The 21,586-nt window shown below is 72.4% G+C and carries 17 protein-coding genes; 12 read left to right on the top strand and 5 right to left on the bottom strand.

From position 1 onward, the window contains the following. Positions 1-47: 47 nt before the first annotated feature. The 4 genes from ACIBAF_RS35440 (at position 48) to ACIBAF_RS35425 (ending at position 7,473) form a co-directional block, all read left to right on the top strand. Positions 48-680 carry a cysteine hydrolase family protein gene (locus ACIBAF_RS35440; protein WP_399468398.1) on the top strand — a complete coding sequence of 211 codons (633 nt, stop codon included), beginning with the start codon at positions 48-50 and terminating at the stop codon, positions 678-680. Continuing rightward, positions 680-3,727 (top strand): FAD-binding and (Fe-S)-binding domain-containing protein, encoded by a 3,048-nt coding sequence (locus tag ACIBAF_RS35435; RefSeq protein ID WP_399468396.1) that lies wholly within the window; start codon positions 680-682, stop codon positions 3,725-3,727. The genes ACIBAF_RS35440 and ACIBAF_RS35435 overlap by 1 nt, the downstream gene beginning before the upstream one ends. Before the next feature lie 79 nt (positions 3,728-3,806). Beyond that, positions 3,807-5,630, top strand: coding sequence for a thiamine pyrophosphate-requiring protein (locus ACIBAF_RS35430; RefSeq protein WP_399468394.1), 1,824 nt, complete (start codon positions 3,807-3,809; stop codon positions 5,628-5,630). Positions 5,631-5,733: 103 nt separating this feature from the next. Beyond that, positions 5,734-7,473: a glycoside hydrolase family 15 protein gene (locus tag ACIBAF_RS35425; RefSeq protein ID WP_399468392.1), complete on the top strand. Its 1,740-nt coding sequence runs from the start codon at positions 5,734-5,736 to the stop codon at positions 7,471-7,473. Between the two features lie 37 nt (positions 7,474-7,510). Here the strand turns inward: ACIBAF_RS35425 and ACIBAF_RS35420 are convergent, their stop codons facing one another. Together ACIBAF_RS35420 and ACIBAF_RS35415 are read right to left on the bottom strand one after the other, a co-directional pair. Next, positions 7,511-7,987, bottom strand: coding sequence for an SRPBCC family protein (locus tag ACIBAF_RS35420; RefSeq protein ID WP_399468390.1), 477 nt, complete (start codon positions 7,985-7,987; stop codon positions 7,511-7,513). Between the two features lie 101 nt (positions 7,988-8,088). Continuing rightward, positions 8,089-8,949, bottom strand: a complete 861-nt coding sequence (locus ACIBAF_RS35415; protein WP_399468388.1) for a polysaccharide deacetylase family protein — start codon at positions 8,947-8,949, stop codon at positions 8,089-8,091. A 287-nt stretch (positions 8,950-9,236) separates the two neighbouring features. Between ACIBAF_RS35415 and ACIBAF_RS35410 the strand changes: the two genes are divergently transcribed. The 5 genes from ACIBAF_RS35410 to ACIBAF_RS35390 all read left to right on the top strand — a co-directional run bounded on the left by ACIBAF_RS35410 (position 9,237) and on the right by ACIBAF_RS35390 (position 14,887). After that, positions 9,237-10,346 carry a sugar ABC transporter substrate-binding protein gene (locus tag ACIBAF_RS35410; protein ID WP_399468386.1) on the top strand — a complete coding sequence of 370 codons (1,110 nt, stop codon included), beginning with the start codon at positions 9,237-9,239 and terminating at the stop codon, positions 10,344-10,346. A gap of 26 nt (positions 10,347-10,372) precedes the next feature. Continuing rightward, on the top strand, positions 10,373-11,152 hold the full coding sequence (locus tag ACIBAF_RS35405; protein ID WP_399468384.1) for an ATP-binding cassette domain-containing protein: 780 nt from the start codon (positions 10,373-10,375) through the stop codon (positions 11,150-11,152). Further along, positions 11,143-12,384 carry a sugar ABC transporter permease gene (locus ACIBAF_RS35400; protein WP_399468382.1) on the top strand — a complete coding sequence of 414 codons (1,242 nt, stop codon included), beginning with the start codon at positions 11,143-11,145 and terminating at the stop codon, positions 12,382-12,384. The genes ACIBAF_RS35405 and ACIBAF_RS35400 overlap by 10 nt, the downstream gene beginning before the upstream one ends. A 287-nt stretch (positions 12,385-12,671) precedes the next feature. After that, positions 12,672-14,318, top strand: coding sequence for an IS200/IS605 family accessory protein TnpB-related protein (locus ACIBAF_RS35395; RefSeq protein ID WP_399468380.1), 1,647 nt, complete (start codon positions 12,672-12,674; stop codon positions 14,316-14,318). 38 nt (positions 14,319-14,356) lie between these two features. Then, positions 14,357-14,887: a hypothetical protein gene (locus ACIBAF_RS35390; protein WP_399468378.1), complete on the top strand. Its 531-nt coding sequence runs from the start codon at positions 14,357-14,359 to the stop codon at positions 14,885-14,887. Between the two features lie 207 nt (positions 14,888-15,094). Here ACIBAF_RS35390 and ACIBAF_RS35385 read toward each other — a convergent pair whose 3' ends face one another. Then, the gene (locus tag ACIBAF_RS35385; protein WP_399468376.1) at positions 15,095-17,590 is read right to left on the bottom strand and encodes a SpoIIE family protein phosphatase; all 2,496 of its coding nucleotides are present in this window, start codon (positions 17,588-17,590) and stop codon (positions 15,095-15,097) included. 325 nt (positions 17,591-17,915) lie between these two features. Here ACIBAF_RS35385 and ACIBAF_RS35380 point away from each other — a divergent pair, with 325 nt between their 5' ends. From ACIBAF_RS35380 to ACIBAF_RS35370, 3 genes are all read left to right on the top strand, one after another. Then, positions 17,916-18,119, top strand: coding sequence for a cold-shock protein (locus tag ACIBAF_RS35380; protein WP_020113641.1), 204 nt, complete (start codon positions 17,916-17,918; stop codon positions 18,117-18,119). A gap of 212 nt (positions 18,120-18,331) precedes the next feature. Further along, entirely contained in the window at positions 18,332-19,837 is a 1,506-nt protein-coding gene (locus tag ACIBAF_RS35375) for a DEAD/DEAH box helicase (RefSeq protein WP_399468374.1), read from the top strand. Positions 19,838-19,916: 79 nt separating this feature from the next. Then, positions 19,917-20,231 (top strand): SCO5918 family protein, encoded by a 315-nt coding sequence (locus tag ACIBAF_RS35370; RefSeq protein ID WP_399468372.1) that lies wholly within the window; start codon positions 19,917-19,919, stop codon positions 20,229-20,231. A 46-nt stretch (positions 20,232-20,277) separates the two neighbouring features. Here ACIBAF_RS35370 and ACIBAF_RS35365 read toward each other — a convergent pair whose 3' ends face one another. Together ACIBAF_RS35365 and ACIBAF_RS35360 are read right to left on the bottom strand one after the other, a co-directional pair. Beyond that, positions 20,278-20,682, bottom strand: a complete 405-nt coding sequence (locus tag ACIBAF_RS35365; RefSeq protein WP_399468370.1) for a winged helix-turn-helix transcriptional regulator — start codon at positions 20,680-20,682, stop codon at positions 20,278-20,280. Between the two features lie 20 nt (positions 20,683-20,702). Continuing rightward, the gene (locus tag ACIBAF_RS35360) at positions 20,703-21,359 is read right to left on the bottom strand and encodes a response regulator (RefSeq protein ID WP_399468466.1); all 657 of its coding nucleotides are present in this window, start codon (positions 21,357-21,359) and stop codon (positions 20,703-20,705) included. Positions 21,360-21,586: the final 227 nt, after the last annotated feature.

Below are 21,586 nucleotides of genomic sequence, written 5' to 3'. Positions count from 1 at the left end.
CGGCAGCACTGACAGCGCCGACAGCGCCGGATGGGCGGTGAGCCGTGGTGGAGCAGTCAAAGGACACGACGGGGCTCGCTCTCGTCGTGATCGACATGATCAACACCTACGAGCACGAGGACGCCGAGGTCCTGGTGCCGTCCGTCCGGCGGATCGTGCCCGTCCTCGCGGAGCTGATCGGCCGGGCCCGCGAGGCTGACGTGCCGGTGATCTACGCGAACGACAACTTCGGGCTGTGGCGCTCCCACCACGGGGAACTCGTGGACGCCGCGCTGTCCCGGCCGCACGCCGACCTGATCGAGCCGATCCGGCCCGACGACGCGTCGCTCTTCGTGGTGAAGGCCCGCCATTCCGTCTTCTACGAGACGCCCCTGGCCTATCTCCTGTGGCGTCTGGGCGTCGCGGACGTGGTGCTGAGCGGCCAGGTCACCGAGCAGTGCGTCCTGTACTCCGCCCTGGACGCGCACATCCGCCACCTGGGGGTCACGGTCCCCAAGGACGCCGTCGCCTCCATCCGTCCCGGGCTGGGATCCGCCGCGCTGGACATGATGGAGCTCAACATGGACGCCCGGATCACCACGGCGAAGGAGATCGACTTCTCGGAAAACGCACTCTTGCACTCCTCGAGGCCGGGTACCCGGGAGCGGCATCAGCGTCCACGGGAAGGCGGTCCCCTCTGATGAGTCGCAACGGGCTGGCGGCGGCGCTGAGCGCGGAGGTGGACGCCGAGGTCAGGTTCGACGCGGGAAGCAGGGGCGCGTACGCCACCGACGGCTCCAACTACCGTCAGGTGCCGATCGGCGTCGTGGCGCCGCGCTCGGTGGAGGCGGCGGCGCAGGCCGTGCGGGTGTGCGCCCGGTTCGACGCCCCGGTCCTGTCGCGGGGCGGCGGCACGAGCCTCGCGGGCCAGTCGACGAACACGGCCGTGGTGATCGACTGGAGCAAGTACTGCGACAGGCTGGTGTCCGTCGATCCCGACGCCCGGACCTGCGTGGTCGAGCCGGGCATCGTGCTGGACGCGCTCAACCGGCGGCTGGCGGACCACGGACTCCAGTTCGGGCCGAAGCCCTCGACGCACAGCCACTGCGCCCTGGGCGGCATGATCGGCAACAACTCGTGCGGCTCCTCCGCGCAGGCGTACGGCAAGACCGTCGACAACGTGCGCCGCCTGGAGGTGCTCACCTACGACGGCGCCCGCATGTGGGTCGGACCGACGTCACAGGCCGAGCGGGCCCGGATCTCCGCCGAGGGCGGCCGCCGCGCCGAGCTGTACGCCGGGCTGGACGGCCTCGTCGCCGAGTACCTCGCCGACATCCGGCGCGGCTACCCGAAGATCCCCCGCCGGGTCTCCGGCTACAACCTCGACTCCCTCCTCCCCGAGAACGGCTTCGACGTGGCCAGGGCGCTGGTCGGCAGCGAGGGCACCCTGGTGACCGTCCTGCACGCCGAGCTCGACCTGGTGCCGGCGCCCGCCTACCAGTCGCTGCTGGTCCTCGGCTACGACGACATCTGCGCCGCCGCCGACGACGTCCCCCGGCTGCTGGAGCACTGCGCCCCCGGACAGCTGGAGGCCCTCGACGGGCGCATGGCCGAGCTGATGCGCGAGGAGGGCGCCTACCTGGCGTCCCTGAACACCCTGCCCGACGGCGACAGCTGGCTGATGCTGCAGTTCGGCGGCGACAGCCAGGAGGCCGTCGACGAGCAGGCGCACGCGCTGCTGCGCGCCCTCGGCCGCACCGAGAAGGACCGCGACGTCGCCTTCTCCGACGACCCCGAGCGGGAACAGCGGATGCTCAAGGCCCGCGAGGCCGGGCTCGGCGTCACCGCCCGCCCGCCCGACGACCGGGAGACCTGGGAGGGCTGGGAGGACTCGGCCGTCCCGCCCGAACGGCTCGGCGACTACCTGCGGGACCTGAAGAGGCTGTTCGAGGAGTTCGACTACGACCACCCGTCGCTGTACGGGCACTTCGGACAGGGCTGCGTCCACACCCGCATCCCGTTCGGGCTGCGGACCGCCGACGGCGTGGCCCGCTTCCGGCGCTTCCTGGAGCGGGCCGCCGACCTCGTCGTCTCCCACGGCGGCTCCCTGTCGGGCGAGCACGGCGACGGGCAGTCCCGGGGCGAGCTGCTCACCCGTATGTTCGGCGAGCGGCTGGTGGGCGCGTTCGGCGAGCTGAAGGCGCTGTTCGACCCCGGGAACCGGATGAACCCGGGCAAGGTCGTCCACCCCAACCCGGTCGACGGGCAGCTGCGCCTCGGACCCGCCTGGCGGCCGGCGACTCCCACGACGCACTTCGGCTTCCCCGAGGACGACCACTCCTTCAACCGGGCGGTGCTGCGCTGCGTCGGCATCGGCAACTGCCGCGGCCACTCCGGCGGCGTCATGTGCCCCTCCTACCGGGTCACCCGGGAGGAGGAGCACTCCACCCGCGGCCGGGCCCGGCTGCTGTTCGAGATGCTCGACGGACACGCCGACTCGGCCGTCACGGACGGCTGGCGCTCCACCGAGGTGCACGACGCGCTCGACCTGTGTCTGGCCTGCAAGGGCTGCAAGTCGGACTGCCCGACCGGCGTCGACATGGCCACCCTCAAGGCGGAGTTCCTCTCCCACCACTACGAGGGACGGATGCGCCCGGCCGCCCACTACTCCATGGGCTGGCTCCCCCTGTGGGCGCATCTGTCCCGGGTCGCCCCCGGGCTGGTCAACAGCGCCCTGCAGGCGCCCGGTCTGGCGCGGGCGGGCAAGTGGCTGGCCGGCGTGGACGAGGCCCGGCAGGCCCCCGTGTTCGCCCGCCGGTCGTTCCCGCAGTGGTGGCAGCGGCACGCCTACGCCGAGGAACCCGACCCGGCCGACCCCGCCACGGTCGTGCTGTGGCCCGACACCTTCACCTCCTCCTTCCACCCCTCGATCGCCGTCGCGGCCGTCCGCGTCCTGGAGAACGCCGGCTTCCGCGTGGCCGTGCCCACCGAGCCGGTGTGCTGCGGCCTGACCTGGATCTCCACCGGCCAGCTGCGCGTCGCGCGCAAGGTGCTGCGCCGCACCCTGCACGTCCTGCGGCCCTATCTGGAGGCGGGCACCCCGGTCATCGGCCTCGAACCGTCCTGCACCGCCGTCTTCCGCTCCGACGCCCCCGAGCTGATGCCCGCCGACCAGGACGTGCAGCGGCTGGCCGGTCAGGTCCGCACCTTCGCCGAGCACCTCGTCCAGCACGCGCCCCCCGACTGGCGCCCCCCTCGGCTGGCCCGGCACGCGACCGTGCAGACCCACTGCCACCAGCACGCGATCATGAAGTTCGACGCCGACCGCGAGCTGATGCGCCGCGCCCACCTGCACGCCGACGTCCTCGACGAGGGCTGCTGCGGCCTCGCCGGGAACTTCGGCTTCGAACGCGGCCACCACGAGGTCTCCGTGGCCGTCGCCGAGCAGGGCGTCCTGCCCGCCGTCCGAGCCGCCGCCCCCGACAGCCTGCTGCTCGCCGACGGCTTCAGCTGCCGTACCCAGATCGAACAGGGCGGCACCGGACGGCGGGCCCTGCACCTGGCCGAAGCACTGGCCCTCGGCCTGGACGGCCCCCTCCCCGGCGAGCACCCCGAACGCCTGGCCGTACGCCCCGACCAGCCCTCCCGCGCGGCCCGCTGGGCGACTGCCGCGGGCGCCGCCGCCCTCACGTCGGCCGCCGCGACCGCGGCCGGCCGAGCCGCCCTGCGCTCCCTGCACCGCCCCTAGGGGGTGTCCCCGGCGAACGTCCCCGACCGGCCCGAACGTCCCGACCGCCCCGAACGCAACCCCGGAAAGGTCTTCGAACATGTCGCAGAAGGTCTCCGACCACATTCTCGAGCGCCTGCGCGAGTGGGGAGTGGAGCATGTCTTCGCCTACCCCGGCGACGGCATCAACGCCCTGCTCGCGGCCTGGGGCCGCGCCGACGACAACCCCCGGTTCATCCAGTCCCGCCACGAGGAGATGTCGGCCTTCGAAGCCGTCGGCTACGCCAAGTTCTCCGGCAGGGTCGGCGTGTGCGCCGCCACCTCCGGGCCCGGCGCCATCCACCTCCTCAACGGTCTGTACGACGCCAAGCTCGACCACGTGCCCGTCGTCGCGATCGTCGGGCAGACCAACCGCAGCGCCATGGGCGGCTCCTACCAGCAGGAGGTCGACCTGGTGAGCCTGTACAAGGACGTCGCCTCCGACTTCTGCGAGATGGTCACCGTCCCCGAGCAGCTGCCCAACGTGCTGGACCGGGCGATGCGCACCGCGATGGCCCGCCGCTCGGTCACGGCCGTGATCATCCCCGCCGACGTGCAGGAACTGGACTACTCGCCGCCCGGCCACGCCTTCAAGATGGTCCCCTCCAGCCTCGGCATGCCGCACTACGCGCCGGTGCCGGCCGACGAGGACCTCGCCCGCGCCGCCGAGGTCCTCAACGCGGGCGAGAAGGTCGCCGTCCTCGTCGGGCAGGGCGCCCGCGGGGCCCGCCAGGAGGTCATGGCGGTCGCCGACCGGCTCGGCGCCGGCGTGGCCAAGGCACTCCTCGGCAAGGACGCCCTGGACGACGACCTTCCGTACGTCACCGGCTCCATCGGCCTGCTGGGCACCCGGCCGTCGTACGAGCTGATGATCCGCTGCGACACCCTCCTCGTCATCGGCTCGTCCTTCCCCTACACCCAGTTCCTGCCGGAGTTCGAGCAGGCGCGGGCCGTGCAGATCGACATCGACCCGCACATGGTGGGCCTGCGCTACCCCTTCGAGGTCAACCTCGTCGGCGACGCCCGCGAGACCCTGACCCGCCTGCTGCCCCTCCTCAAGACGTCGAAGCACCACAGCTGGCGCAAGCAGACCGAGAAGAACACCGCCCGCTGGTGGGAGATCATGCAACGGCGCGCCGCGGTCGACGCCGACCCGGTCAACCCCGAGTACGTCGTCCACGCGCTGAACGACCTGCTGCCGGAGAACGTGATCCTGTCCGCCGACTCCGGCTCGGCCGCCAACTGGTACGCCCGGCACCTGAAGCTGCGCGGCGCCATGCGCGGCTCGCTGTCCGGCACGCTCGCCACCATGGGGCCCGGGGTGCCGTACGCGATCGGCGCCAAGTTCGCGCACGGCGACCGTCCGGCCATCGCCCTCGTCGGCGACGGGGCGATGCAGATGAACGGCATGGCCGAGCTGATCACCATCGCCAAGTACTACCGGGAGTGGGCGGACCCTCGGCTCGTCGTGGCGGTCCTGAACAACCAGGACCTCAACCAGGTCACCTGGGAGATGCGCGCCATGGAGGGCGCCCCGCAGTTCCTGCCCTCCCAGTCGATCCCCGACATCGCCTACGCCGACGTCGCCCGCCTGTTCGGACTGGACGGCATCCGGGTCGAGAAGCCCGGCGACGTCGTGGGCGCGTGGGAGGCCGCGCTGGCCGCCGACCGGCCCTGCGTCCTGGACTTCGTGACCGACCCGGCCGTGCCGCCGATCCCGCCGCACGCGACCCTCGACCAGATCGAGGCCGCGGCGACCTCGATCCTCAAGGGCGACAGCGACCGCGCGGACGTGGTCCGCCAGGGCTTCAAGGCCAAGGTGCAGGAGTTCCTGCCCGGTCACCGCCACCGCGCGGACCGGCCCGGCGCACAGGACGACACATGAGCGGCACCCCGACCGTGGAACGGGCCTCACCCTCGACACCGAGCGGGCCCGGCCGTATCGGGTGGGGCGACTGAAACTGACAGAGCAGGAGGCAGCGACACCCATGAAGTCCATGTCCTTCCCGCCGCATGCGCAGCACGACTACGCGCTGCTCGCCGACGGCGAGCGGGGTGCGCTCGTCGGGCCTGACGGGGCCGTCACCTGGCTGTGCTCCCCCACCTGGCACGACGACGCCGTCTTCGCCTCCCTCATCGGCGGCCGGGGCGGCTACGCCGTCACCCCGCGCGCCCGTCACGTCCCCGGCGGCTACTACGAGGAGGGCACGCTGATCTGGCGCAGCCGCTGGGTCACCACCGAAGGCGTCGTCGAGTGCCGGGACGCCCTCGCCTTCCCCGGCGAGCCCAACCGGCTGATCCTGCTGCGGCAGCTGAGCGCCGTCGACGCACCGGCCCGCGTCCGCGTCGTCCTCGACCCGCACGCCGACTACGGCCGCGCCCCGGCCGCCTCCCCGCACCGCGGCGAGGACGGCGTCTGGCACCTCGCCTCGGGCCACCATCGCCTGCGCTGGCAGGGCGTCCCGGAAGCCACCGCCGACGCGGCCGGCCTGACCGCCGACCTCCTGCTCAGGCCCGGCGACACCCGCGACCTCGTCCTGGAGTGCTCTGCCTCCCCGCTGCCCCGCCCGCTCCCCCGCGCCGACGAGGCGTGGGCGGCGACCGAGCGGGCCTGGCGCGCGGCGGCGCCCCCGCTGACGGACACCATCGCCGTCGGCGACGCCCGGCGCGCCTACGCCGTGCTGCGGGGGCTGACCGGCCACGGCGGCGGCATGGTCGCCGCGGCCACCACCAGCCTCCCCGAACGCGCGGAGGCCGGCCGCAACTACGACTACCGGTACGTGTGGATCCGCGACCAGAGCTACGCCGGCCAGGCGGCGGCCGCCGCCGGCGCCCCCGACCTCCTCGACGCGGCCGTCCGGTTCGTCAGCGAACGGCTCGCCGCCGACGGCCCGCGTCTGGCCCCCGCCTACACCGTGCACGGCAACGCGGTGCCGCGGCAGCGGGAGCTGGACCTGCCCGGCTATCCCGGCGGCTTCAGCCGGGTCGGCAACCATGTGTCGGACCAGTTCCAGCTGGACTGCTTCGGCGAGGCGCTGCTGCTGTTCGCCGCCGCCGAGCGCGCGGACCGCCTGGACGCCGACGCCTGGAAGGCCGCCGAACTGGCGGTACGGGCCATCGCCGAACGGTGGCGTGAGCCGGACGCCGGGATCTGGGAGCTGGCGGCCCGGCGGTGGACCCACAGCCGCCTCACCTGCGTCGCCGGGCTCCGCGCCCTGGCCGCCGCGGCGCCCCGTCACCCCCTGGCCGACACGTGCGCGCGGCTCGCCGGCGCCCTGCTGACCGCCACCGCCGCCGACTGCGTGCACCCCGACGGCCACTGGCAGCGCGCCCCGGACGACCCCTCGGTCGACGCGGCCCTGCTGCTGCCCGCCGTCCGCGGCGCCCTGCCCGCCGACGATCCGCGCACCCGCGCCACCCTCGCCGCCTGCCGCGACCGGCTGGCCGAGGACCACTTCCTCTACCGCTTCCGTCACGACGAACGCCCCCTGGAAGAGGCCGAGGGAGCGTTCCTGCTGTGCGGGTTCGTCATGGCGCTGGCCGAACACCGGCAGGGCCGCGCGGTCGAGGCCCACCGCTGGTTCGAACGCAGCCGCGGGGCCTGCGGGGCGTCCGGTCTGTACGCCGAGGAGTTCGACATCGCCCAGCGGCGACTGCGCGGCAACCTCCCGCAGGCCTTCGTCCACGCCCTGCTGCTGGAGACGGCCGCCGGTCTCACCCGGAGCTGACCCCCTCCGGCGTCAGCTCCGGGCGTCGGCTCCGGTGTCAGAGGACGGGACCGGGGTCCCCGGGCCGGATGCGTCCCCGCCATGCGCCGCTCTCTCCGCCGTGCTGTTCGACGTACTCCTTGAAGCGGTGCAGATCTCCCTTGACCCGGCGGTCGATCATGCCGAGCGCGTCCGCGCCCTTCTCGGCCATGCCGGTGGGCTCGACGTCCATCGTGAGCTCCACGCGGGTGTGGGTGTCGTCCAGCCGCTCGAACCTGACCGATCCCCGTTGCCGGGTGTCGCCCTCGACGACCCGCCAGGTGATCCGGTCGTCCGGCTGCTGGTCGACGATCTCGGTGTCGAACTCGCGCCGCACCCCGCCGATCTTGGTGGTCCAGTGGTTGTGCCGGTCGTCGAGCTGCCGCACCTCCTCGACGCCCTCCATGAACTTCGGGAACTCCTCGAACTGCGTCCACTGGTTGTAGGCGGTGTGGACGGGGACCTCGACGTCCACTGCTTCCTTCACCGTGCTCATCGTCTCCTCCTCACTGGCGGACGTTCCGCACGACGCCGGGTACCCGGGTACGCAGGCATGAAGACCTGCACACACCCGCATATCGGACGTATCGCCGCGAACTACAGGTAGTCCTCCAGGCGAGCGACGGTGAAGCCCTGTTCCTGTATGTGGCGGAGCATGTTCGCCGTCATCTCGGTCATCGTCGTGCCCTTGAGTTCGGACGGGCCGCGGAAGTGGGCCAGGATGATGTCGCCCGGGTGGAGCTTCTTGTCGCCGCGCTGGTACTGCATGTTCTTGATCTGCATGGACTCGCGCCACAGGACGATTTTCTCTATCCCGCAGGATGCCGCGGCGGCACGGGTGTCCTCGTTCCAGTTGCCGTAGGGCGGGCGGAACAGCCGGGGCGCGGCGCCGTATTCGTCCTTCAGTTTCTTCTGCTGGCCGCAGATCTCCGCCTTCTGGGCGGACGCGCTCAGGGTGCGCATGTTCGGGTGGGTCAGCGTGTGGTTCTGGACGGGGCCGCCGAGGCTCTGCAGCGGTTTGAAGTAGCCGTAGTTCGCGCTGATGGCGGCGTCCGTCAGGAACATCGTGAAGGGGATCTTCAGTTCCCGCATCATCGTCACGAACTTCGGGTCCTTCTCGGCCCCGTCGTCGAACGTGAGGAAGACGATCTTCTCCTTGGTCGGTATGTCGCTGATCACCGGCACCCCGCTGCCGGCGGCCGTCTGCGCCACCGGCTTGGTCGCGGGCGCCGCGGGCGGCGCCGCCAGCGGCTTGATCCCCCACTTGCGGTAGGCCGCCGCGGCGCCGCCCGGTGCGCCCGCGTCGCCGCGCGGGCGGGCGGACGCGGAGGAGTGCGGGGTGGCGGAAGGCGAGGAGTCCTCGGAGGACGCCTTGGGCGTCGCGGCCGAGCAGCCCGCCGTGAAGACCGTCGTGAGGAGCAGACAGGCCAACGCCGCCCCCTTGATTCGCCTGTCCACCGCGCGCCACCCCGTGTTCGTCCGTGATCATCAGCCCGTTCCCCCTGCTTGATGACGAACAGATGTCCGAGGTTCCACCGGGGAGCAGGCCAAGGATCGTCCCCGACCCTCGATCACCCAGGAGTCGGCGGGTGCTCCGCCGCCCGCGAGAGACGGCGGACGGTGCGGGCCACCCGTTCGTCACCGACCCCGCGCCGGTTCTGCGCCTGCCTCCGGTGCCTTGGCTACGCTGGACAGCAGACGTCCGATACATGATGAAAACGGGCGAATTTTCTAAGGACCGAAGCATGGGTGTCCGTGTCAGCCTTCCGGCTCTGATGGGCAGGTCCCTCACCCGTGCCGCCGTGGCGGTGTCGGTCGCCGCCGGCGTGGCGCTGGCCGGCGCCTGCGGCGGGGGCGGGTCGGGCGGCGACGACAGTCTCACCGTCGGCCTGCTGCTCCCGGGCGGCGGCGCCTCGCGCTTCGGGCAGTTCGACAAGCCCCTGATCGAGCAGCGGCTGAAGGAGCTGTGCCCGCACTGCCCGGCTACCACCTTCGCCGCCACGCCCGACCCGGCGGTCCAGCGCCAGCAGCTCGAGTCGATGATCACCAGGGGCGTGGACGTCCTGATCATCGCCGCCGTCGACCCCCAGCTGCTGCGCCCCTCGGTCGAGGCCGCGCACCGGGCCGGCATTCCGGTGGTCGCCTATGACCGGCTCGCGCAGGGGCCGATCTCCGGATACGTCACCTTCGACGGCGCGAAGATCGGGAAACTTCAGGGTGAGGCGCTGCTGAAGGGCATGGGCGCGAAGGCGCGCGGCGGACAGATCGTCATGATGAACGGCGCCACGACCGACCCCAACGCCGACTGGTTCAAGCAGGGGGCGCTCTCCGTCCTCAAGGGCAAGGTGAAGATCGGCAAGTCGTACGACACCGTCGGCTGGCGGCCGGAGAACGCCTTCGTCAACATGAAGAGCGCCGTGGCCGCCCTCGGCGCGGAGAACATCGACGGCGTCCTGGCCGCCAACGACAGCCTCGCCGGCGCGGTCGTCTCCGCCCTCAACGCCACCGAGGTCAGGCCGCTGCCCCCGATCACCGGCCAGGACGCCGACCTCGTGGCCGTGCGCCGCATCGTCCGGGGCGACCAGTACATGACCGTCTACAAGCCGTTCAAGCCCGCCGCCGACGCCGCCGCCGAGATGGCCGTCGCCCTGGGGCGCGGCGAGTCGGTCGCGTCCATCGCCACCGGCACCGTCGACAACGCCACCACCAAGGACATCCCGGCGGTCCTGCTCCCGTCGGTGTCGGTGACGGTCGACACCATCAAGGACACTCTGGTGAAGGACGGTATGTACACGATCGAGCAGATCTGCCCTCCGCAACTCCGGTCCGCGTGCGCCAAGGCCGGACTCATCTGATGAGCCCCACCGGAGGAGGTGGCCCCGTGCCGGGTCAGCCGCTGCTGGCGTTGCGCGGCGTCTCCAAGCGGTTCGCCGCCGTCCAGGCGCTGGTGGACGTCGAGCTGGAGATCGCGGCCGGGGAGGTGGTCGCCCTGGTGGGCGACAACGCCGCCGGCAAGTCCACCCTGGTCAAGGTGATCTCTGGGGTCGGCCCCGCCGACCGGGGCGTCATCGAGTGGCAGGGCAGCGCCGTCCAGATCAGGCGCCCGCAGGACGCCCAGGTCCTGGGCATCGCGACCGTCTACCAGGACCTCGCGATGTGCGGCAACCTCGACGTCGTCGGCAACCTCTTCCTCGGCCGGGAGATCCACCGGCTCGGCGTCCTCGACGAGGTGGAGATGGAGCGCCGCACCCGCGAGCTGCTGCACACCCTGTCCGTGCGCATACCCGACGTGCGGGCGCCGCTCGCCACGCTGTCCGGGGGCCAGCGGCAGGTCGTCGCGATCACCCGGCTGTTCCTCGGCTCGCCCCGGCTGCTCCTGCTCGACGAGCCCACCGCCTCCCTCGGCGTCGAACAGACCGGTCAACTCCTCGACCTCATCGAGGAGTTGCGCGACCAGGGCCTCGGGGTGCTCCTCATCAGCCACAACATGGGGGACATCAAGGCCGTCGCCGACCGGGTCGCCGTGCTGCGCCTCGGCCGCAACAACGGTCTGTTCGACGTGAACACCACCTCGCAGGAGCAGATCATCGCCTCCATCACCGGAGCGGCCGACAACGCCGCCTCCCACCGCCCGACACGCCCGGAGGAAGCATGGCCATGAGGGGGAGGCGGCCCGGGGCGCGCGCCGACGGACGCCGGCGGTACGCCGGACGGCTCGGGGCGTACGCCGGTGCGGTTCGCCGCAGGCTGCCCGAAGGGGCGCTCGGACCGGCCCCGGCCCTGCTCGCTCTCGCCGTGACCTGGATCGTCTTCCAGGGCCTCAACGACAACTTCCTCTCGCCGCGCAACCTGTCCGTCCTCAGCGTGGACATCGTCGGGACCGGCATGATCGCCGTCGGCATCGTGTTCGTGCTGCTGATCGGCGAGATCGACCTGTCGGTGGGCTCGCTCGCCGGCCTGGCGGGCGCCGTGTTCGCCGCGCTGAACGTGAACCTCGGGATGCCGGAATGGCTCGCCGTGATCATCGCGGTGATCTGCGGCACGGCCGCGGGCGCCGTGCACGGGTTCTCCTTCGCCAAGATCGGCGTGCCCGCGTTCGTCGTCACGCTCGCGGGCCTGCTGGCCTGGAACGGCCTGATGCTGATCCTGCTGGGGACGGAGACCTCCATCAACTTCAGCGAGAACGGGCTGGTCGCCACGCTGACCAGCCGGTACTTCGGCTCGCCCGGCGTCACCTACGGTCTGGCGGCGCTCGCCACGGCCGCGTACCTCCTCACCTCCTACCGGGAGCGCAGGCGTCGCGGCGCCGCCGGGATGCCGTACCGGCCGACGGGCGAGATCTGGGCGCGGACGGCCCTCCTGGCGGTGGCCGCGTCCGCCGCGGTCTACGTACTGGGCCGGTTCGAGGGCCTGCCGCTGGCGCTCCTGATCTTCCTCGGCGTCCTCGTCGTCTCGGACCTCTTCCTGCGCCGCACGCCCTACGGCCGGCAGGTCCTCGCGCTGGGCGGCGGCGAGGAGGCGGCCAGGCGGGCCGGCGTCGATGTGACGCGCGTACGGATCTCGGTGTTCATGGTGTCCGGGACCCTGGCGGCGGTCGGCGGCCTGTTCGTCGCCTCGCGGCTCACCTCGGCGAGCCAGGTCCCCGGCTCGGGCATGCTGCTGATCAACGCCATCGCCGCCGCCGTCATCGGCGGCACCAGCCTGTTCGGCGGCCGTGGCTCGACGTGGTCCGCACTGCTGGGGGTGCTGATCATCCAGTCCATCGCCTCGGGCATGGCCCTGCTGGGCCTGGACCCCCCGGTCCAGTTCATGATCACGGGTGGGGTGCTGTACACGGCGGTGGTCTTCGACGCCCTGGCCCGCCGCGCGGCGGAGACGCGGGGGCCGGACTGAGGGGCGCCCCGGACTGGGGGGCGCCCCGGACTGAAGGGCGCCCCGGACCGAGGCGGCTCCCCGGACCGAGGGGTTGGAGCTGCTGCCGCTGGAGCGCGAACAGGTGCGTTCGAGTGAGCGGTAGTGAGTCCCGGCGTCCTTTAGGGGGTGTGCGGCGGCTGTTCAGGGGTGTGCGGCGGCTGTTCAAGGGGGAACGAGGGTTCTCGCATCGAATGCGTGACCTTCGCGGGGGGGGTGCTCGTTGGATGCGGTGACGGTTTCTTCGGGGCGGTCTCGAGCGACAGGGGGTGGCGGGGTTGGGCGGGTTGCGGGAGGTGGCGGCGTCGTTCGTGGTGCCCGGTCCCGCGGGGGTCGCGGTCCGGGCGCGGCTGCGGGTGTCGCAGACGGATGCGGCGGTGCTGGCCGAGGTCGGGATGTTCCTGGGCTCACTGGCCACGGGGGATCTGGTGGTGCGTTCCCGCCACGGGCTTGGGCATGATGCCGGCGCGTGGGCGGTGCGCAAGCGGGAGCTGACCGGGGTCTCCTCGGCCAGGTGGGCGGGCAGCGTCACCAAGGCCACACACGACCAGTGGGCGCTGGCCCGGCGCGGGCAGGCCGCTGAGATGGCGTGGCTGCGCGGGCAGATCGCCTCGGTTCAGGCCAGGCTGGCGCGTCCGTTGGGGGCGAAGGCCGACAAGCGGGCCGGACTGGCACGCGGTTACGGTTCGCGGTCGGAGTGGCATGCCAAGTCCCGCCGTCTGCACGCGCTGCAAGATCGGCTGGCGGGGGTGGAGGCGGACTGGGCGGCGGGCCGGGTCCATGTGGTGCGCGGGGGCAAGCAGCTCGCCCGGCTGCGCCACCACCTGGAACAGGCCAGCCTGAGCCGGGAGGTGTGGCGGGAGCGGTGGCGGGCGGCGCGGATGTTCCTGACCGCCGACGGGGAGTCGGGCAAACGCTTCGGCAACGAGACGATCCGCGTCACCGACACCGGGCAGCTCTCGATCAAGCTCCCCGCCGCGCTCGCCCGTCTGGCGAACGCTCCGCACGGCCGGTATGTGCTGGACGCGGCCGTCGCCTTCCGGCACCGGGGTGTGGAGTGGCTGGACCGGATCACCGACAACCGTGCGGTGGCCTACCGCATCCACCATGACCCGGTACGCGGCCGGTGGTATGTGACCGCCTCCTGGCAGCGCGCCCCCGCCCCGGTCCTGCCGCTGGACGCGGCCCTGGCCCGGGGCGTGGTCGGCGTCGACATGAACGACGACCACCTCGCCGCCTGGCGCCTCGACGTCCACGGCAACCCGGTGGGCGAGCCCCGCCGCTTCTTCTACGACCTGTCCGGCTCCACCGCTCATCGGGACGCGCAGATCCGGCACGCCCTGACCCGGCTGCTGCACCACACCCGCCACACCGGCGCCGCCGCGGTCGCCATCGAGGATCTGGACTTCGCCGACGGCCGCTGCCGGGAGAAGCACGGCCGCAACAAGCGCTTCCGCCGCCTCATCTCCCGCTTCCCCACCGCCAGGCTGAAGGCACGCCTGGCGTCGATGGCCGCCGAGCAGGGCATCGCCGTCGTGGCGGTCGATCCGGCCTACACCTCCCGGTGGGGCGCTCAGCACTGGCAGCAGCCCCTCACCAGCAGCAACCGACAGGTTTCCCGGCACGATGCGGCGAGCATCGCGATCGGGCGACGCGCCCTCGGACACCCGGTCCGGCGACGGACGGCGCCGCCCCCTGCTCACCAGAGCGATGAGCAGGGGCATCGGACCGCCCAGGCCCCACCGGGAACCCGCGAGCGTGAGGAACCCCGCCCCCGCATCCCCGGACCACGCACCAGATGCATGCCGCCCGGCAGCGGAGCGAAAGCGGGCGACCAGCGTGCCCAACACCGTTCGGGGCACACGGCCGAGCAACAGCGATCCTGGCAACAGGACTCACTCCCGCTCAGTCCCTAGGAACGGTTCCGCCGATCGTAGGGGGGCACCATCCCCCCATGCCGGACTTGGGATTCCTCGTCGCCGCACTCACCGGAGCCACCGCGATCCTGGCGAGCTGGGTGGGCAACCGGGGCAGCACACGGGCCGCGAAGATCCAGGCCGAGACGGCTCGCGCCGCACAGCAGGCGGAGAACGTACGGGCGTCGCGCCGGTCCGCCTACGTCCAGGTCGTCCACAAGTCGCACATCGTCGGCGACTCGTTCCTCGGCGTCCTGCCCGCGGTGGAACTGCCGGACCCGGCAGCACGCACATCAGCGCTGCGCGAGGTCCTGCGTCAGCATCTCCGACTCCACGCCGAGATGACCCTGGCCATCCACACGGCGAACCTGGAGGGCCCGGACGAGGTCTCCCTGGCGGCCGCCCGTCTGGAGGCGGCCTCCAAGGACGTCTACGTCGCCATCGAAGCCATGGCCAAAGCCTCCGCCGTGTACAGCCCCGACTACGACACGACCTACCACGCCTTCTGGGACGCCCTGCGCGGTTTCATAGCGGCGGCCAGGGCCAGCATCCGCGACGCCCGGCAGTGAAGGGGGCGGGGCGTCCGTTCCGGGAGGTGCGATCTCTCGGTTCGCGGCGGCGCAGAGCCGGGTCGAGCAGGGCGGGCGGGGTGTCGTACTTCTCGTGTACGGCCAGGTCGGCGCCGGGGGCGTCGCCGACCGTGAGCACAGTCGTCACAGCCCGCACAGCCCGCACAGCCCGCACAGCCCGCACAGCCGTCACGGCCCGCACAGTCGTCACGGCGTCCCGGAGGGCACGTCCTGTTCCGCCCAGATCGTCTTGCCCGTCGCGGTGGGCCGGGTTCCCCAGCGCTGGGTGAGCTGGGCGACCAGCAGCAGGCCCCGGCCGCCCTCGTCGTAGGAGCGGGCGCGGCGCATGTGGGGTGCGGTGCTGCTGGCGTCCGAGACCTCGCAGATGAGGCTTCTGTCGTGGATCAGACGGAGCTGGACGGGCGGCTCGGCGTGCCGGATGGCGTTGGTGACCAGCTCGCTGACGACCAGCTCGGTGACGAACGCGGCGTCGGTCAGACCCCAGCGGTCCAGCTGTCCGACGGCGTTCTTGCGGACCTCGGCGACGGCGGCGGGATCGGGGGCGATGTCCCAGACCGCGACCCGGGTGGAGTCCAGCGCCCGGGTGCGGGCGACGAGCAGGGCCACGTCGTCGGTGGGCCGGTGCGGGAGCGTGGCGCCGAGAACCGAGTCGCACAGGACGTCGAGGGAGGCGGCGGGGCGGGTGAGCGCCTGGCACAGCCGGGAGACGGCGTCGTCGACGTCCGTGTCCCGGGACGCGATCAGGCCGTCGGTGTAGAGGACGAGCAGACTGCCCTCCGGCAGGTCGATCTCGGCCGCCTCGAAGGGGAGTCCGCCCAGGCCGAGCGGGGGCCCGCTCGGCAGGTCGACCAGCTCGACGGTGCCGTCCGGGCTCACCACGACGGGCAGCGGATGCCCGGCCCGGGCGAGCGTGCAACGGCGCGAGACGGGGTCGTACACGGCGTACAGACAGGTCGCGCCGACGCCGCCCGAGGAGAGGAGCATGCCGCTCCCGCCTCCGGTGGTCTCGGACGCCCAGTCGGAGCCGTGGCCGTCGCCGGCGAGGCGGGCGACCAGGTCGTCGAGGTGGGTGAGCAGTTCGTCGGGCGGCAGATCGATGTCGGCGAGGGTGCGGACGGCCGTGCGCAGCCGTCCCATGGTCGCCGCGGCGTGGATGCCGTGGCCCACGACGTCGCCCACGACCAGCGCCACCCTCGCCCCGGACAGCGGGATCACGTCGAACCAGTCCCCGCCCACCCCGGCCCGGGCGCCGGCCGGGAGGTAGCGGGAGGCGACCTCCACCGCGACCTGATCCGGCAGCCGCTGCGGCAGCAGGCTGCGCTGCAGGGTGACGGCCGTGCCGCGTTCACGGGTGTACCGCCGGGCGTTGTCGATGCAGACGGCCGCCCGGGCGGCCAGTTCCTCGGCCAGGACGAGGTCGTCCCGCTGGAACGCGTCGGGGTGCCGGTGCCGGACGAGGACGACGACGCCCAGGATGACTCCGCGCGCGGTCAGCGGCACGGTCATCACCGAGTGGAAGCCGAACTCGTGGATCCGGGCGGCCCGCAGCGGGTGCCGGGCGGCCCAGTCGACGACCTCGGGATCGGTCATCCGGTGCAGCAGGGACCGCCCCGAGCGCACGCTCTCGGCAGGCGGGGAGCCCTCCGGGTACTCGTCCGTCCCGCCCGGGGCGACGGCCGCCTCGGGAATCCCCGGCAGCACGGACTGGTGGGCGACGCGGCGCAGCACGAGCGAGCCGCCCGTCGACCCGGCGCCCGCGAACTCCGCCTCTCCCGCGCCGCCGCCACCGCCGTCACCGCCGTCACCGCCGTCGAGGGAGGCCAGCAGGTCGATGCTGATGAAGTCGGCGAGGTCGGGGACCGCGACGTCGGCCAGCTCCTGGGCCGTCCGCGTCACGTCGAGGGTGCTGCCGATGCGCCGGCCCGCCTCGGCGATCAACTGGAGGCGCTTGCGGGCCCAGAACTGCTCGGTGATGTCGTGGGCGGTGAGACAGACCCCTCGGGTCCGGCCGCCCGCGTCCAGCAGCGGCGCCACGACGACCGACCAGGCGTGCTCCCGGAGCTCACCGGCGGTCCGCAGATAGTTCTCGCGGTACTGCGGCCGACCGGTCGCCAGCGCCTGGATCATGTCCTGCTCGGCCAGCTCGCCCTCCTCCATGTCCACGATCTCCGGCACGCGCAGCCCGCGCATGTCCCCCTCCGTGAGGGCCGTGGAGCGTTCCATCTCGGCGTTGGCGCGCCGCAGCCGCAGCCCGGTGTCGTACAGCGCCAGCGCACAGGCCGGGGACTGGGTGAAGCTCCAGCTCACCAGGTCCTCGTCGGCCGGCTCCGGTTCGCGCCCGGTCAGCGCGGAGACCACCAGCCACTCCCCGCCGCCGGACTCCGGGGACTCCGGCATCCTGTGGTGGGCCAGCACCCGGGCCCGCACGCGCCGCCCGTCCCGGTGCCTGAGGACGAGCTCCCCGTGCCACCTCGGCAGCTGGGCGAACGGCGGCGCCTCCGGTGCGGCGGGCGCCTCGGCGAGCAGGACGCCGGCCGGGCGGCCCAGAACGTCGCCCGCCCGGTATCCGAGCAGGGCTTCGGCGCCGTCGTTCCACCCGGTGACGGCGCCATGCTCGTCGACGGTGACACGCGCGGTGAGCGCCTCGTCGACGACGTCCCGGACCGGGCCCGTCTCCTGCATGACCGCTCATCTCGCTCTCGTCGAGCTCTCCACCGCACCGAGGCACAGGTATGTGTGCATCTGCCCGCTTTCAACCTTATTCCGCCGGGCCGACAGCCGGAGACCTGGGAGTGACACTCACAACAGGACCCGGGTGATCAGTTCTGGCGAACTGGCAAGAAGCACAAAATCGACGACGCCCGCGATGAATATTCCCGGAACGGGAGATCACTCAGAATTATTTTTTCGGCCCGCGCGATCACGGCGTGCTACTGTCGACGCAGTTGCAGTTGTGGTTGCCTAGAGGTTTTCCGACGGGTGAGCACCGACCCGAAGGAGATTCATCATGGCTACCGGTACCGTGAAGTGGTTCAACGCGGAAAAGGGCTTCGGCTTCATCGAGCAGGACGGCGGCGGCCCCGACGTCTTCGCCCACTACTCGAACATCGCCGCCCAGGGCTTCCGCGAGCTCCAGGAAGGCCAGAAGGTGTCGTTCGACATCGCGCAGGGCCAGAAGGGCCCGACGGCCGAGAACATCGTCACCGCCTGATCATCGTCACCGCCTGATCATCGGCGCAGACGCGTACTTCGCAGCTGGGGCCCGCACCTTGGGGTGCGGGCCCCAGCTCGCGTCGTTTTCTCTCCACTCGCACCGCAGTCACACTCTCGATACTCCGTTTCCGGCTCGTTCTCGCGATTCTCTGCGCCGTTCTTCCAGCTGCGGAATTCCTTGTCACGCGCCCGCAACAAGGAAGGTTCTGCATGAATCGTGCACGAAATAACCGCACATACGACCGTTTCGCGAGTTCGACGGGCAGCCGTTACGGAGGCAGCGCCTCACGCCGCCCCTCCGGTCACGGACGCCGCCCGGCCGCACTCCAGGGTGAATTCGCGCCGCCGAAGACCATCACCCCCGCACTGCCCGCCGTCGAGGCGTTCGCCGACCTCGCGCTGCCCGCGCCGCTGCTGGCCGCGCTGGGCCACGAGGGCGTGAGCGTGCCGTTCCCCATCCAGGCGGCGACCCTGCCGAACTCCCTGGCCGGCCGTGACGTCCTCGGCCGTGGCCGCACCGGTTCGGGCAAGACCCTCGCCTTCGGCCTCGCCGTCCTGGCCCGCACCGAGGGACGACGCGCCGAGCCCCGCCGGCCGCTCGCCCTCATCCTCGTCCCGACCCGCGAGCTCGCCCAGCAGGTCACCGACGCGCTCACCCCGTACGCCCGCTCCCTGCGGCTGCGACTGGCGACCGTCGTCGGCGGCATGTCGCTCGGCCGGCAGGCCGGCGCCCTGCGCAGCGGCGCCGAGGTCGTCGTCGCCACGCCCGGCCGTCTGAAGGACCTCATCGACCGCGGCGACTGCCGGCTGAGCGACGTCGCCGTCACCGTCCTCGACGAGGCCGACCAGATGGCCGACATGGGCTTCATGCCCCAGGTCACCGAACTGCTCGACCAGGTGCGCACCGACGGCCAGCGGATGCTGTTCTCCGCGACCCTCGACCGCAACGTCGACCTGCTCGTCCGCCGCTACCTCAGCGACCCGGTCGTGCACTCCGTCGACCCGTCCGCGGGCGCGGTCACCACGATGGAGCACCACGTGCTCCACGTCCACGACAGCGACAAGCACCGCACGACCACCGAGATCGCGGCACGCGACGGCCGGGTGCTGATGTTCCTCGACACCAAGCACGCGGTGGACCGGCTGACCGAGCACCTGCTCAACAGCGGCGTGCGCGCCGCGGCCCTGCACGGCGGCAAGTCCCAGCCGCAGCGCACCCGGACCCTCGCCCAGTTCAAGACCGGCCATGTGACGGTGCTGGTGGCGACCAACGTCGCGGCCCGCGGCATCCACGTCGACAACCTCGACCTCGTCGTCAACGTCGACCCGCCCAGCGACCACAAGGACTACCTGCACCGCGGCGGCCGTACCGCCCGCGCCGGCGAGTCCGGCAGCGTGGTCACCCTGGTCACCCCCGGCCAGCGGCGCGGCATGAGCAGGCTGATGGCCACGGCCGGCATCTCCCCGCAGATCACCCCGGTCCGGTCGGGCGAGGCGGAACTGAGCCGCATCACCGGCGCCCAGGCCCCGTCCGGCGTCCCGGTCGTCATCACCGCACCGCCCGCCGAGAAGCGTCCGCGGCGCGCGGGGACGTCCTCCTCGTCCCGGGGCAGCCGTGGCCGCGGCGGCCAGGGCGGCCGGTCCTCGGCGGAGGCGGGTACGGGCCGACGCAGGTCGGCGCCGCGCCAACGCCCCGCCGCCGACCCGGCGGCCTGACCCCGCCCGTTCCTTTCTCCGCTCGCCCCTCCCCCGGGGCCCCCGCTCCCCCGTCCCCTTCTCCTCCCTGGGAGGCATCATGCGCTGTGTCATCGCCCGTTACCCGTTCGACCTGACCAGGGACGGGGTGCTGGACTCGATGAAGGGCATCGCGCCCGAGCCGATCACCGGCGAGTCCGTGACCATCGGCCGCCGTCGCTACCCCGTGAAGCAGGTGGGCGAGGTCATCACCCGGCAGGACCGCCGCGACTTCACCGGCGGCGAGGTCGTCCGGGCCATGACCCGCCTCGGCTTCACCTGCCACGACCACCCCGAAGCGGTGCCGCAGTACGCTCTCACGCCGCTCCAGACCGCCTCGGAACTCCTCGGCAGCCCCGGCCCCCAGAGCGCGTGAGTTCCGGCCGGGCATGAGTTCCGGCCGGGCGTGGACCCGGTAAGGGTCACGACTTCTCGGAGTCGTACTCCTCGCGGGCCCGCTGGATCGCCGTCATCCGCCGCTCCGCCCACAGCGCGACGCTGCGGACCTGGTCGGCCGCCTCACGGCCGAGGTCGGTGAGGGAGTAGTCCACGCGGGGCGGGATGACCGGCTTGGCGTCCCGGTGGACCAGCCCGTCGCGCTCAAGGGTCTGCAGGGTCTGCGTCAGCATCTTCTCGCTGACCCTGCCGATCTCCCGGCGCAGTTCGCCGAAGCGGTACGAGCGCTCCAGCAGCGCGATCAGGACCAGGGTGCCCCAGCGGCTGGTGACGTGCTCCATGACCAGACGCTGCGGACACATCCCCCCGCCGTCGGCGTTCGCGTCGGCGGCGCGCACCCGGCCCACCAGCGACGTCTCCCTCGCTCCCATGCCCATACCGTACGTCGAGCTCAGCGCAGCGGCTTCGGTCGGGCCAGGCCGGTGTCGTACGCGAGGATCGTGGCCTGGACGCGGTCGCGGACGCCGAGCTTGGTCAGCAAGGCGTTGACATGGGTCTTGACGGTGCCGGTGGTGACGCCGAGGCGTTCGGCGATCTCGGCGTTGGCGAGCCCGGCGGCGACGAGCGAGAGGACCTCGCGCTCGCGCGGGGTCAGGGCGTCGAGCAGCTCGGCGGTGACGGTCGGCGGGGCGGGGGCGTCACCGGCGAACACGTCGATCAGACGGCGGGTGACCGCGGGGGCCAGCATCGCCTCGCCCGCGGCGACGACCCGGATGCCGGTGAGAAGTTCGGCGGGCAGGGCGTCTTTCAGGAGGAAGCCGGAGACGCCGGCGCGCAGGGCCTCGTAGACGTACGAGTCGAGGTCGAAGGTGGTCAGCACCAGCACCCGGGGCGGCCGCTCGGACCGCGTCAGGAGGCCCGTCGCGGTGAGGCCGTCCATGTCGGGCATGCGGATGTCCATCAGGACGACGTCCGGGTCGAGCCGTCCCGCGAGCACCACCGCCGAGGCGCCGTCACCGGCCTCCCCGACGACCGTCAGATCCGGCTCGGCGTCGACGATGGCCGCGAACCCGGCACGCACGACAGGCTGATCGTCGACGACGAGCACGCGAACAGGAACATCGGCGCCTTCGGAGCCGCCGGAACCGTCGGGGTCTTCGACGGCTCCGAGACCGCCGGAACCGTCGGGGTCTCCGACGCCTTCGAGACCGCCGGAACCTTCAAGGTCTTCGGTGCCATGGGGACCGTGGGGGAAGTCGGGGCGCACGATAAGCCACCCTAACGGCGACCGACAGGCTGACCCTCCTGGCCTGCGCCGATCGCGTCCTCGCGGGG

Origin of the sequence: Streptomyces sp. NPDC051677, assembly GCF_044453465.1 — a bacterium.
Lineage (GTDB): Bacteria > Actinomycetota > Actinomycetes > Streptomycetales > Streptomycetaceae > Streptomyces.
Note: the sequence above shows the minus strand (reverse complement) of the source record. Positions and strands in the feature narration are given on the sequence as shown.

Excerpts from the sequence above, each read along its gene's own strand:
- ACIBAF_RS35435 (WP_399468396.1), top strand. The coding sequence starts at position 680 with ATGAGTCGCAACGGGCTGGCGGCGGCGCTGAGCGCGGAGGTGGACGCC.
- ACIBAF_RS35420 (WP_399468390.1), bottom strand. The coding sequence starts at position 7,987 with ATGAGCACGGTGAAGGAAGCAGTGGACGTCGAGGTCCCCGTCCACACC.
- ACIBAF_RS35390 (WP_399468378.1), top strand. The coding sequence starts at position 14,357 with ATGCCGGACTTGGGATTCCTCGTCGCCGCACTCACCGGAGCCACCGCG.
- ACIBAF_RS35410 (WP_399468386.1), top strand. The coding sequence starts at position 9,237 with ATGGGTGTCCGTGTCAGCCTTCCGGCTCTGATGGGCAGGTCCCTCACC.
- ACIBAF_RS35365 (WP_399468370.1), bottom strand. The coding sequence starts at position 20,682 with ATGGGAGCGAGGGAGACGTCGCTGGTGGGCCGGGTGCGCGCCGCCGAC.
- ACIBAF_RS35380 (WP_020113641.1), top strand. The coding sequence starts at position 17,916 with ATGGCTACCGGTACCGTGAAGTGGTTCAACGCGGAAAAGGGCTTCGGC.
- ACIBAF_RS35385 (WP_399468376.1), bottom strand. The coding sequence starts at position 17,590 with ATGCAGGAGACGGGCCCGGTCCGGGACGTCGTCGACGAGGCGCTCACC.
- ACIBAF_RS35375 (WP_399468374.1), top strand. The coding sequence starts at position 18,332 with ATGAATCGTGCACGAAATAACCGCACATACGACCGTTTCGCGAGTTCG.
- ACIBAF_RS35425 (WP_399468392.1), top strand. The coding sequence starts at position 5,734 with ATGAAGTCCATGTCCTTCCCGCCGCATGCGCAGCACGACTACGCGCTG.
- ACIBAF_RS35430 (WP_399468394.1), top strand. The coding sequence starts at position 3,807 with ATGTCGCAGAAGGTCTCCGACCACATTCTCGAGCGCCTGCGCGAGTGG.
- ACIBAF_RS35400 (WP_399468382.1), top strand. The coding sequence starts at position 11,143 with ATGGCCATGAGGGGGAGGCGGCCCGGGGCGCGCGCCGACGGACGCCGG.
- ACIBAF_RS35370 (WP_399468372.1), top strand. The coding sequence starts at position 19,917 with ATGCGCTGTGTCATCGCCCGTTACCCGTTCGACCTGACCAGGGACGGG.